Source organism: Mesorhizobium sp. P2_E9, assembly GCF_056403815.1.
Genome location: NZ_JBFUET010000001.1, coordinates 524,560 through 536,091, shown reverse-complemented (window position 1 = coordinate 536,091; position 11,532 = coordinate 524,560). Strand labels below are relative to the sequence as shown.

The 11,532-nt window shown below is 60.2% G+C and carries 15 protein-coding genes and 1 tRNA gene; 7 read left to right on the top strand and 9 right to left on the bottom strand.

Annotation, left to right across the window (positions count from 1 at the left end; all coding sequences use genetic code 11):
• Positions 1-28 precede the first annotated feature (28 nt).
• Complete coding sequence (gene ade, locus AC1D05_RS02800; RefSeq protein ID WP_477437943.1) at positions 29-1,846, bottom strand: adenine deaminase; 1,818 nt, start codon at positions 1,844-1,846, stop codon at positions 29-31.
• An 81-nt stretch (positions 1,847-1,927) separates the two neighbouring features.
• Positions 1,928-2,314, bottom strand: a complete 387-nt coding sequence (locus AC1D05_RS02795; RefSeq protein WP_477437941.1) for a SecDF P1 head subdomain-containing protein — start codon at positions 2,312-2,314, stop codon at positions 1,928-1,930.
• Between the two features lie 192 nt (positions 2,315-2,506).
• Between AC1D05_RS02795 and AC1D05_RS02790 the strand changes: the two genes are divergently transcribed.
• From AC1D05_RS02790 to AC1D05_RS02780, 3 genes are all read left to right on the top strand, one after another.
• Positions 2,507-3,172, top strand: a complete 666-nt coding sequence (locus AC1D05_RS02790) for an outer membrane protein (protein ID WP_477437940.1) — start codon at positions 2,507-2,509, stop codon at positions 3,170-3,172.
• Between the two features lie 282 nt (positions 3,173-3,454).
• A tRNA-Leu gene (locus AC1D05_RS02785) sits at positions 3,455-3,540 on the top strand.
• Positions 3,541-3,649: 109 nt separating this feature from the next.
• Entirely contained in the window at positions 3,650-4,618 is a 969-nt protein-coding gene (locus AC1D05_RS02780) for an AlbA family DNA-binding domain-containing protein (RefSeq protein ID WP_477437938.1), read from the top strand.
• A gap of 52 nt (positions 4,619-4,670) precedes the next feature.
• Here AC1D05_RS02780 and AC1D05_RS02775 read toward each other — a convergent pair whose 3' ends face one another.
• The 3 genes from AC1D05_RS02775 to AC1D05_RS02765 are packed head-to-tail and all read right to left on the bottom strand — an operon-like array spanning position 4,671 to position 5,506.
• Positions 4,671-4,910 carry a hypothetical protein gene (locus AC1D05_RS02775; RefSeq protein ID WP_477437936.1) on the bottom strand — a complete coding sequence of 80 codons (240 nt, stop codon included), beginning with the start codon at positions 4,908-4,910 and terminating at the stop codon, positions 4,671-4,673.
• A 34-nt stretch (positions 4,911-4,944) separates the two neighbouring features.
• Complete coding sequence (locus AC1D05_RS02770) at positions 4,945-5,355, bottom strand: hypothetical protein (protein WP_477437935.1); 411 nt, start codon at positions 5,353-5,355, stop codon at positions 4,945-4,947.
• On the bottom strand, positions 5,348-5,506 hold the full coding sequence (locus tag AC1D05_RS02765) for a hypothetical protein (RefSeq protein WP_477437934.1): 159 nt from the start codon (positions 5,504-5,506) through the stop codon (positions 5,348-5,350). The genes AC1D05_RS02770 and AC1D05_RS02765 overlap by 8 nt, the downstream gene beginning before the upstream one ends.
• Before the next feature lie 187 nt (positions 5,507-5,693).
• On the opposite strand from AC1D05_RS02765, the gene AC1D05_RS02760 reads away from it, so the two are divergent.
• Positions 5,694-5,942, top strand: a complete 249-nt coding sequence (locus AC1D05_RS02760; RefSeq protein ID WP_477437932.1) for a transcriptional regulator — start codon at positions 5,694-5,696, stop codon at positions 5,940-5,942.
• The gene (locus AC1D05_RS02755; protein WP_477437931.1) at positions 5,939-6,160 is read left to right on the top strand and encodes a hypothetical protein; all 222 of its coding nucleotides are present in this window, start codon (positions 5,939-5,941) and stop codon (positions 6,158-6,160) included. Before AC1D05_RS02760 ends, AC1D05_RS02755 begins: the two co-directional genes overlap by 4 nt.
• Positions 6,161-6,355: 195 nt before the next feature.
• Here the strand turns inward: AC1D05_RS02755 and AC1D05_RS02750 are convergent, their stop codons facing one another.
• Positions 6,356-6,610: a DUF982 domain-containing protein gene (locus AC1D05_RS02750; protein ID WP_057144974.1), complete on the bottom strand. Its 255-nt coding sequence runs from the start codon at positions 6,608-6,610 to the stop codon at positions 6,356-6,358.
• Between the two features lie 313 nt (positions 6,611-6,923).
• Positions 6,924-7,424 carry a hypothetical protein gene (locus AC1D05_RS02745; RefSeq protein ID WP_477437929.1) on the bottom strand — a complete coding sequence of 167 codons (501 nt, stop codon included), beginning with the start codon at positions 7,422-7,424 and terminating at the stop codon, positions 6,924-6,926.
• Positions 7,425-7,631: 207 nt separating this feature from the next.
• On the opposite strand from AC1D05_RS02745, the gene AC1D05_RS02740 reads away from it, so the two are divergent.
• Positions 7,632-8,399: a hypothetical protein gene (locus tag AC1D05_RS02740; RefSeq protein ID WP_477437927.1), complete on the top strand. Its 768-nt coding sequence runs from the start codon at positions 7,632-7,634 to the stop codon at positions 8,397-8,399.
• Between the two features lie 58 nt (positions 8,400-8,457).
• On the opposite strand, the gene AC1D05_RS02735 is transcribed toward AC1D05_RS02740, so the two are convergent.
• Positions 8,458-8,706: a hypothetical protein gene (locus AC1D05_RS02735; RefSeq protein ID WP_477437925.1), complete on the bottom strand. Its 249-nt coding sequence runs from the start codon at positions 8,704-8,706 to the stop codon at positions 8,458-8,460.
• Positions 8,707-9,639: 933 nt separating this feature from the next.
• Positions 9,640-9,882, bottom strand: a complete 243-nt coding sequence (locus tag AC1D05_RS02730; RefSeq protein WP_477437923.1) for a hypothetical protein — start codon at positions 9,880-9,882, stop codon at positions 9,640-9,642.
• Positions 9,883-10,807: 925 nt separating this feature from the next.
• On the opposite strand from AC1D05_RS02730, the gene AC1D05_RS02725 reads away from it, so the two are divergent.
• Positions 10,808-10,969: a hypothetical protein gene (locus AC1D05_RS02725; RefSeq protein WP_477437921.1), complete on the top strand. Its 162-nt coding sequence runs from the start codon at positions 10,808-10,810 to the stop codon at positions 10,967-10,969.
• The last annotated feature ends 563 nt before the right edge of the window (positions 10,970-11,532 follow it).

The following is an 11,532-nucleotide window of genomic DNA, read 5'->3' as shown; positions in this document are numbered from 1 at the left end:
AGTTCGCAGGCCGACATCATCCGAATACCTAGACGAACAGATCGACCTTCTGGAACGTCGTCACGTCGATCAGCCCGACATCGGAAATCCTCAGCTCCGGGATGACCACCAGCGCCAGCAGCGAGTGCTGCATGTAGGCGTTGTTCAGCGAACAGCCCATCTTGCGCATCGCCTCGGTCAGTTTTTCGGCCTTGGCGGCGACGATCTCGGCGCGCTCGTCCGACATCAGCCCGGCGATCGGCATTTCGACCAGCGCCAGTTCCTTGCCTTTGGAGAACAGCACCACGCCACCACCGACTTCACCCAGCCGGTTGACCGCCAGCGCCATGTCCTGCTTGTTGGTGCCGACGCAGATGATGTGGTGGGCGTCATGCGCCACGCTCGACGCCATGGCGCAATCGCCCATATAGCCAAAGCCGGAAACGAAGGCGTTGGTGACGCCGCCGGTGCCCCGGTGCCGTTCGACCAGCGCGATCTGGCAGACATCGTTGCGGCGATCCATGGCGACCAAGCCGTCCTCGACAGGAAGATCCGCCTCCAGCGCCCGCGTCGGCGCCTGGTTCTCGATGACACCGATGACCCGCACCCGCACCTCGTTGGCGCCCTTGGGGGCGGCGATGTCGAAATCTGCCGCCTTCAGCTTCTTGCCCAGCTTGACGGTGTTCTTCGCCGTCTTCGGGTAGTCATAGGCCGGAATGTCGACGTCGAGCTTGCCGCCCTTGGCCAGCCTGGCGCCGCGTGCATAGACCTCATCGATGGTCATTGCGGCGAGATCGGAGACAATCAGCAGGTCGGCCAACCGCCCTGGCGCGATCGAACCGATCTCACGTTCCAGCCTGAAATGCTGGGCTGTGTTGATCGTCGCCATCTGGATCGCCGTCACCGGCTTCAGCCCCTGTTGGATGGCGTGGCGCACCACACGGTCCATATGCCCCTCATGCACCAGCGTGCCGGAATGGCTGTCGTCGGTGCACAGGATGAAATTGCGCGGATCGATGCCGCCTTCGGTCACCGCCTTGATCTGCGAGGCAACGTCGTACCAGGCCGAGCCCAGCCGCAGCATGGCCTTCATGCCCTGACGCACACGGGCGATGGCATCCTCAGCGCGCGTGCCTTCATGGTCGTCCTCGGGTCCACCGGCAACATAGCCATGGAACGGCAGGCCAAGATCGCGCGAAGCATAGTGGCCGCCAACGGTCTTGCCCGCCTTCACTGTCGCGGCGATCTCGCCCGACATGACGGGATCGTTGGCGACAACACCGGGGAAATTCATCACTTCGCCCAGCCCGATGATGTTTTCCCATGTCATCGCTTCGGCAACATCTGCGACCGTAAGCTCGGCGCCGGCGTGCTCCAGCCCCGGTGCCGAAGGCACGCAGGACGGCATCTGCACATGCACGTTGATCGGCATCGCCACCGCCTCGTCATGCATCAGCCGCACGCCCGGCAGGCCGAGCACATTGGCGATCTCGTGCGGATCGATGAACATCGACGTGGTGCCGTGCGGGATGACGGCACGGCAGAACTCGGTCACCGTCACCATGCCGCTCTCGACATGCATGTGCGCGTCGCAGAGGCCGGGCACCAGGTAGCGCCCGCCAGCATCGACCACCTTGGTGCCCTGGCCGATGGCGTGGCTGGCATTCGGCCCGCAATAGGCGAAGCGGCCGCCGGCAATAGCGATATCGGTGCCGGCGATGATCTCGCCCGAGTGAACGTTCACCCAGCGGCCGTTGCGGACGACGAGATCGGCGGGCTTGCGGCCCATGGCGACGTCGACCAGATGCGTCGCCATCTCGGTCCAGGGTTTTGGCTTCGTCGCATGCGCCGCCGGCTTCTTTGCCATGGAGGGACTCCTGTTTGCACGACTGTGCCAAGCCTGCCTGGTTTTGACCAGCGTCAAACAGCGGATAGGCCTACCCAACCGTCACAAAGGCTGTTCGGCCTTTACTTCGACCGTGACTTTCGCACCGCCGGCCGAAATCCGCTCCGCGAGGCGCTGGAGTTCGCCCGCGGCGAAGGTGCCGTTGAGCATCACCTCGCCGCCAAGGATGGGTTCGACCAGGCGCGGCGACGCCACCACGGCACCGTCGACGCTGAGATCAACCACCTTGCCGACATTCGCCCTGGTGAAGTCGGCGAATGCCTTTGCGCTGTCCGCCGTCATCTTGAGGTTGAGTGCCATCTGTCCCGACGCCGCATCGGCTACGACCGCGGCCTTGGCAATGGCGAGCGTCAATGGCTCGGCCTTGGCGAGGCCGCAGGCGAGCAGCACGATGGCTACTCCGGCGATGAGACGAGCCAAGCTGTTCATCAGGATTTTTCCCTGCAAAAAGATCATCTTGCACGGTTACATTCGCCCGGCAATGCCAGCTGCTCCCGGCTTGCAGAGCGCGGTTCCGGCTAGGGACACACGGCCGCTGCCAGAAATCCGATTCCGTTTTGTCGCAAATCGGTCTACCCTGGCTGCCAAGGATTTTTCCGACTCTTCGTCCGGGGAGTTCGAATGTATCGCCTTGTGGTCGCAAGTGCCGGTCTTCTAGCACTGTCCATGCCGGCTTTCGCAGCCGACCCGACGGTCGATGTTCCGATGACCGCGCCCGGCTTCGACTGGACCGGATATTACGCCGGCCTGCAGGCAGGCTATGGCTGGGGCCAATCCGAGATCTCAGGGACCGACGGCGGACCGTTTTCCGTCTCGCCCGACATTGACGGCGGCTTCGTCGGCGGACACGTCGCCGGCCTGTGGCAGTTCGACCAGGCGGTGATCGGCGCCGAGGCCGACCTCAACTATTCCTCGATCGACGGCACGGCGGAACTCGGCGGGCCCGGAAATGTCGTTGGCACCGACATCAAATGGTTCGGGTCGGTCAACGCAAAGGCCGGGTATGCGATGGATCGTGTGCTGGTCTACGGCATAGGCGGCGTCGCCTTCGCTGGGATCGAGACGTCGCAAGCCTCGGGCTCCGCCTTCTCCGAGACACGAACGAATGTCGGCTGGACGGTGGGCGCCGGCGTCGACTATGCGCTGACCGACAAGTTCGTCGTCGGCGCCCAATATCGCTACTACGATTTCGGCTCCGAACACTATGATGGATCCAGCGATTTCGTCGGCCGCGACCAGGATACCAAGCTGAACACCGTCGGCGTCAATCTCAGCTACAAGTTCTGAGCGCGGCCAGCAGCGATCGGCGAGCGACGGCTGTGATGTTACCAGCAATTTCGATGAGAGGGGCGGCCGGCGCCCCCAGTGGGCGGGGGAATGGGTTGGGCCTGGTAGACGCCGGCCTCGGCGGATCAAGTCCGCCGTGCAAACACCCTATCCCCTGCGCGCGGCGCGGATAATTCCGCGATCGCACCAGTATCGCCGCGCCCCCTCCTCTGGGGTGCGTGTTCAGACAGCTCAAGAACACGACTTGACGGCCTGTGTCTGGCATCTGAAAAGGGCTGGCCTGCGGACGTGGCGGAATTGGTAGACGCAAGGGACTTAAAATCCCTCGATCTCTGATCGTACGGGTTCGATTCCCGTCGTCCGCACCATATTGATTATAAAAAGAAATTGGTCGAATGAGGCGCCGCTGGCTACCCAAAGAAATTCCACGTGGGTAGCCGTAGGGGTAGCCGAGTATGATAGAATGAGGGCCAGATAATGGAATTCGATGACATCGTTTCCGGTAAGGAGGCATTTCTCAATCAGGCAATCCTCCTAGAAACGCAGGAAGGCCTGAGGCTCGATTTCAAGGCGCCGGCCGTTGGTAAGCCAGGCGCGGCTTTTACCCCGCAAGGCCAACTTACCAAGGATGGCCGAAGCAGTTTAGCCAAAGCTCTGTCGGCCTTTAGCAACTCTGCCGGCGGCGTTCTGGTGATTGGAGTCGAATGCCGTAAGAATGCAGACGGGGTCGATTGTGCCTGCGATCTCGAACCGCTTCCCAATTGGAGAACCGCACTCAGTGCCGTGAGTTCGGCGGTGGGCGATCTGTTGCAGCCAAAAAATGACGGTATCCGAATCGACGGATTTGCGTCCGATGGAAATCAGAGCCTCGGCTATATAGTCGTAGACGTGCCTCGTTCTGAGCGACGACCTCACCGCAGCGAAGCCGCCGATCTAAAGCAGTATTTCAAGCGCTCCGGCTCCGGTAGCTATGCCATGGAGCATTTCGACATCGAGGATGCTTTTCGTCGAACGGCCGTTCCAGAACTCAAGCTGAGAACAGACGACCGGAAATTTAGGTCGTCGGGATCAAATGGCTACTACAATATCCAATTGTGGCTCGACAATGTTTCCTCCGTAACGGCCTTTTTCCCGTCAATTACCACTTGGGATTGTACGGGAATCCAGTTCGGCTGGGGCGACGACCGCTTGCCATCCGTGAGGCGGATCAACGAGGCCGATAAAGTTACGGCTTACGGAGATTCTGAGTTCGTAATTCACCCTGACTCGACCCGACAGATTGAGGAATTTGAATTTCACGCCGCGTTCGAAAACGGTAGCCCGGTGATCGTCGGCGATCGCTTGCCGAACATGGCCCACCTTTCATTTAAGTACCGCATAGGCGCCCAGGATATGATTTCGCGCGAAGAGTCGATTGAAATCCGTCTTTTCCCATTCAAATGGTGATGGCCCGCCACCTTTCGGCAGCGGGCCATATTCCGCACCGTGCGGATTTCAGTCAGTCGGCGGTGTCGGGCTGCTCACGCTCGTCGATTGCTTCCCGCTCGTCGTCGCCTTCGCGGTCGTCCACGGCATCGTTCTCCCGCCAACCGGTGGCTATTCCTGACCAGCCCATCTCCGGTTCGCCGCCATCGACGTGCCACGAATCGTTTACGATCGGCGCTAGGGTTTGGTCGAGATGCTCCGCCCAGCCAAGTTCGGTCTCGTCTTCTTCCCGATCGTGCGGCTCGTCCAGCACGTCGCCGCCATGCTCGTTTTCGGCCTCGCACTCATCACGGCCCGGAGCGGTGGCACGCTCGCCCGCCCGCCCAATGCTCCTGCGAGTTGCTGCCATAGTACATGACGGTTAACTCCCCGCAGCGGCCCCACGGGCTTTCCCTTGATGTCGGATGGCGCTCGATGGCGCCCATGGTCGGCTCGCCCTCGCTGTCCGGCTCATAGTCGCTGTTGTCCTGCTCCCGGTCGTCTTCGCCGATCGATGGCTCGGCGTCGGCGCCGTCTTCAAGGTCACAATCGGCTTCCATCAGGTCCAGAGCCGTTATCAGGCTCATGGCGCCGTCCAGGTGGTCATTCAGGCGCTTCTGCACCGATTGGCGCCATTGGCGCGGATCCATGCCGTAGGGCCGCAGAGACCTTGCCGAGACATAGGCCTCGGCCTTCTTGGTGAGATCGAGATTATCCATGGAGGTCGGCCTCCAGGTTGTCGATCACACGGGCGCCCGCGTCGTACAGGACGTTGGACGTCTTCAGGAGCACATAGGCGAGGCAACCGCGCGCCAGGCGCGTTCTCAGGGCCGCTGCGGCCAGTAGCAGCGCAATAGCGGCGTAGGTCATGACGGCCTCCGCTGGACAAACAGGATCCGGCCGGAAAATCGTCCGATGATGGCTATCCGGTCAGCAGGCATAGCTCCGCCGGCTGCCGGAACATGGGTGTTCGGCATTGTGGTTGCTCCCTTGAGCGATTTAATTGACTGTGATAGTTTTCGCTCAAATCAAGCGATTGTCAACGGATTAGCGCAAAATGAGCGAAAGCACTCAATTCACTGGTCGACAAATATCTGCGGCCAGGGCTTTGCTCGGGCTTGCGCAAGCCGAGTTGGCGGCTGCCGCATCGATATCAGTTGCGACGCTTCGACGAATGGAGGCGAGCGAGTTTGCCGCTGTGGGGCTGACCAACAATGTGGCGGCGGTTCGCCGTGCCTTGGAAGCGGCCGGCGTCGAGTTCATCCCCGAGAATGGCGGCGGCGCCGGGGTGAGACTGCGGAAATGACCCCTGAACAAGAGGCACATATCGAGCGCCTCAAAAAGAGACGTCCCCAGGCTCTTGGCATTATTCTGGTAGGGCTTCCCTTGGCTCTCTTGCTTGTAAAGTTCTGCAAGGCCGAAGGATGGAATGCACGGGTAGATCTGCCCATCGCAATCGGCATTTCGATCCTCATCGGCCGCGTCTCAACCGTGTTGATGCAGCGGTTTATGGCCAAGAAGTAAGCGACGCTCCTGCTAGATGAACGGGACTTCTCCTCCGGTCACTTCCCGCACAGCCTTCAGCAGCGCCTCGCTCGATTTCTTCCTGCGATAGCTGCTTTGAAGGTTTGGTCCTGGCCATAGGCGATCTCCGTTCGTTTGAAGGGTCGCCGCAACGGAGGAATATATTCCTGATATTGGTGGTGGTGGCAAGGTCGCTCAATCCGGGTCCCTAAGAATATCCGCCTCAATCGCCGCATTGACGAAGGCGGCGCGGGCATAGCCGGCCTCTTTCAGCCCCTCGAGCACACCCAAGCATGCCTTGCGGGCGGCAACGTGACAGCGGCCCGTCTTCACGGGCCAACGGTTTAGCAGGATGTCCGCGGCCTGGGCGACGCGCTCAACCTTGAAAGTCGTGTTCTTTGATCTGCCGAGCGCAACCCGCACCGGCTCATCGAAACGCTGGTCCTGCATGCTTCCCTCCCGGACTCGACCTCGGAGGCAATTCGGTTCCCTCAGGTATCAGAAAGCCCCAGGGCATGATCGCCTGCCGCTTCAAAAAAAGCCCGCTGCCTGTCCCATCGTGGCAACGGGCTGAGTGCTTATGGAGGGCAATTAAGCCCACGGTAATATTAGATCGGCAAGGCGCGCTTGTCGTTGTGCGATTGCCTGTCGTTGACGGTTGGGGACTACCTGTGGATAACTCGCCGAGCGTGTGGCTATGCAGGGCTCGCCAGCGCGCGTTTCCGCTGGCCGCTGTTCTAAGCCCGGCTCGCTGCGGGCCGCATCAATCAGGCAAGTTGCCCCGAATGCATGGTGGGGATCGTTCCCGAGCTCTTATTGCGCAATCCGTAGCGATCTTGGCTTTGGCGTCGCTGATTTGCATCTGCAGTACGTTGAGCTTCTCAACAAGCTCGGGCATTCGAGCAACCGTTTCCTCAACGAACTTCATCGCAGGGGCGCAAGCCAGATACTCGCCTCGCAGATGATCCGCAGCATCACGTTCAGCGCTTGCTAGCATTCCCGGGCTAAAACTATCCTGATGGCGAGCGGTCACCTTCAAGGTGACGCCCACAACATTGGCGTACGATTTTGCAGGGAAGCAATATCGGTCAATCGCTTCCGCGTAAGCCCATGCTCTGATGAACGGCATTTCCTCGATCTGGCCCGTGATGCCCCTGACAAGCCCTTCAAGGTCAAGTGTCCAGGTCTCACGAAGGACGGTAGCCTTGGCTGTTCCCGCGAAGCAGGTGACGATCAACAGGCAGAAAGCAATGGCCCATTTCATTGACCTGGCTCCCCCAAAAAACCGAACTTAGACCGGCGGCCGCTCTCCTACACCGCCGAAGCCTGCCGCGCGTCCTGGCGCCAGCTTGTGGCCAAGCCATGCCCCGTTGCGCCCGTTCGCTGAAATCGTCAAGCGCTTCCGAAAGGGAGCCGGTCGGCTTGCGTGCAGATCGGCTACTGTGCAGAGTTGAGGCGGAAAGGTGAGAAAATGAATCTCGACGAAGCGATCGCCCATACGCTTTCTGCGATGAAGAATCAGCGATCTGCTGCCTTTGGATATGATCTCGCTCCTGTAAAAGTTGCACAAGACGTCTCATGGGAACTGAGCGGCGGGAACCGGGACTTGCACAACCAGCGCAACGACAGCGTGGCGTGGTCTTCCCTATTTTTTGAGGCAGCGTGGGAACTTTGCCGAAGGGGAATAGTGCGCCCTGGCGTGACGGGCACTGGCAAGCAAGCGACGTCGGACGGGGGATATTCGCTAACTACGTCTGGACGTGCATACATCGAGTCTCTGGATGACACAGCCTTGCTTCTGGTACAGCCCGGCGCGTTAGCCGCAGCATTGGCGCAATATGCCAATAGGTTCGGCGCCGGTTTCTTGCAGCGTTCGCAGGAGGCTATCCGCTGCCGAAATGCTGAAGCATGGTTGGCGTGTTGCTCAATGGTTGGGGCCGCCGCCGAGTCTGTGCTGCTTGCGCTGGCGATCTCAAAAACGGGTACAGAAGACGTTGTTCTAGCCGAGTATTCAAAAATGGGCGGGCGGCAAAAGGTGGTCAACATGGTAGTTGGGCAATCAGCCGGTCATGTTCAGTCGACGCTGAAAAGCTTTGCGGGCATTGTCTCGCTTTGGAGAGACGAAGCGGCACACGGGAAAGCCAGTCTACTCGACACTGCGAACGCCGACGAAGCGCTTCGCCAACTCCTGCATATGTGTCAATGGGTCTCTAAAGAATGGGATGCCCTCACCAAATAACCGCAAGGGACTGAACTCTTTGCGTTGGCGATACCTCCCCGCCGTCGGGCAGAATGTCTCATTTGGGCAGATCGATGAACTCCCAAATGACCGAACCGACCCGGCTGCCACCTTTGCCGCCTTCGATGATGAAGCCAAGATCGCGTGCGGCCGCCACCAAGCCTTGGCGGTCCACTAGCTTCCTCGTGAGATCTGGATTTTCTATATCGAGAAGTCCGAAGAGGTTCCCGCTGGCAACCCCATATCGTGGAATGGCGTCAAGCAGGAACTTGGAAAGCCTCTCTTGATCTGATGTCGTCAGTTGCATCTCACCTTCCCCCCTTAAACCTATCGACCTAACATTAACGCGGCGAGCGGAGCCTCGCCAGCGCGCGTTTCTGCCGGCCGCTCTCCTACACCGCCGAAGTGTCCCGCGCGTCCTGGCGGGCCGCCTGTGACTGCCTGCCAGCATAGCCAAACCTGCTCGGCCTCTTGTCGATAACCGGACGGCATCGGCTGCCAGTCAGCCGGCGGGATTCGCATGCACCATTTCGGATCCCGGTAGCCCCAATGCTCAAGCCCAACCTTTTCGGACCCGTCAAACCAGACCGACACATTGAGCTTGGGGAAATGCAGCACCTTGGTCTGCCACCATGTGCGCTCGATGTCGTACTCGCCAGCGCCTTCTGCCCAGCGAGTCCAGCCGCGGCCCGGAGCTCTACAAGTTCGTGATCCTGCATGGCTCGCGTGATCTGTCTCGTTTCGGGACGAAAATGCCTGGCACCGTTTTTGCACTGCCGAGGTTGCCGGTGCTCCTCCCACCGGTCCTGATCGCGGGGATCAGGAAGTAAACTTTCGCCGGGCTTGAAGGGAATTGGGGTTCCTCGCCCGGCGAGTTTTCTTTCTATGCAGCATGGCTTGCAAGATCAGGATCTCGGAAACGCCGCCGCGGGGACCTAGGTCCAACTTGTGACTGGCCTCCCGCAGGCGCAAGGTCGCGATGAACCCGACGGCTAAGGGCTTGGATCGCCATGGTTGGCGGCCCAGGCCCTTTGTCTTTTGAGCGCGATATTGAGGAATGGAAAGCCCGCCGCCCCATCGAGCGGTCATCTCTTACATTCACGGAGCCGCCGGTCCCGCTCTACATCGCCGCTATCGCTGCTCTGATGCTCGCCGGCGTGTCTGGCGCTACCGGCAGCGCGACATGCTGGGTATGGCCGCCTGCCGTGCTGATGGCCGCGCTAGGTGCCTTACTGCTTCTCTAAAACCCGACGACAATCCAAGGATTGGTCTCGTATCCGAGGCGCGGTTTCTCCGGCGTTGCTCCATCCGGCAATTTGGCCGTCCCAGTCAAACTGCAGTCCAACTCCGGCACCGGCTTCTTGGCCGAATGCTTGGTAGAGCAAAGGTCCGCAGCATTGCTGACCACCACTTTTTTCTCCTTGGCCACAGCGACACCGGTCGCAGCGATTACGATCGCCGCGCAAAAAATTGCCACTCTCATCGTACTTCCCCACGGTTGCGCATCCCCATGATGCCGGGGCCTGACGTTACGTCACTTTTATATTAGCGCAAGCGAATATTACGGCTACTAGCGGATACGTGATCGCACCATACCGACGCGCCCGCGAATCCGTCATGCATGAGGCGCGGCGGACCTGAATTGTCCGCTTGGCCGGCGCCGCACAGCCCACAGCTCCCACCCTTGGCGTCGGCCATTTTACCCGCGGTATATGTTACGCCGAGTGTTTAGCGCCTCTCTTCGGCTTCGGCGTGATTTCCTGGACCCGCACCTTCTCCTTAGCCATCGCCAGCGCTTTGGCCCTGTTCTAGGTGGTAAGGACGGTGTGCCAATGCGGCTTCTCGAAGCTCACGGATGTAGGTTGTGGCCGGCTTATGCTCCACCTTTTGCTGCTTCCATCGTTCATATTGATAAGTCCCGATTATATTAGCAAAGGTGTATTCATTGGCCAGCCGGACGCGCGTCCCGTCCTCAAGGCCACTGCCGGCCAGGCCCAGCGGCCTTCCGCTGCCAGTCCCTCTTGCAACCAAGCCGCTGGGCCGCCGTCCTAAGTCTCTGGCTTGGCGCTTCCGAACGTCGGCTTTCAGTCTCGGTTGCGCTTCGCCTGCAGGCCCTCGTAGTCAGGAATGCAGGTGAAGAAAGCCGGGCGCCGATCGCGGCCGGCGGCCTTACAATGCGAGCAGGCGACGAGCGCAACTAGATCCTGGTGCATTGAACCATGGCCCGGCCCGAGACGGCTTACCGGTCGGCTATACAAGGGTTTTTGTGACTCGCGGCCTCGGCCACGATGCCATCACCAGCAGCTACGTCGTACAGCACCAGCGTTGGCCGCGTCGTTTCCGTTGCCCAAGCGGGCGTTCTTCCTTGTTTGCTAAATGCGCGTAGTGCCCCTCTCTTGGCCGCCCGAATGCAGCACCGGCGACCGCTGATCGGCGCTTCGCTCATGGTCTGGCCGAGAGCCTATCTCAATGATCCCGACCAGCGCGCGAACAAACTCAACCATATCGTTCGCCGTGATGGCTGCCTGGTCAGGCTCTTGCCCAATGTGCTCGGCGGCCGCGCAGCATGACAGGCGGATGTGATCGTAGTGAGAATCCCTTTCATCCTCCGGCAACATCGCCAATTTCATGGCTCGGCGATGAATCAGCCGGAGCAATTGTCCGAGAGCGGCTCCGACACTCATGCGTTTGCTCCGCATTGGTCAAACGTTCCGGCGCTCCCAGGGCGGATGTCGGAACATGATGGGAGGTATTTCCGTCCCTGTGCCAAGGCTGCATTATAGCCATTAATATATTGTTTATTGCTAATATACGCTTCCAAGAGGCGGCTTTTGGCCTCCATGAAATCCCAACGGCCCAGCTCGACGCCAACGCCGCATGAGGCGGAGCCTTGCCATGACCGCGCGGACCGAGTGATCCCGTACGAGCTGTTTGACTTCAAACGGGGCGCTGGATTTCCAGCATCGGATCGCCGGCGGCATATTTATTGCCGACGACGTCGCTACAGTCGCATCAGTTGGCAATTCCATCGCCGTTATGCCCCGCGGTTGTGCGGTAAGGAGCCGAGGCAGGGTTCTCACGCCGCCTTTCGGGCGAGCCAACAGCGCCTGCGCATTCGCAAAGCTATTTCGGA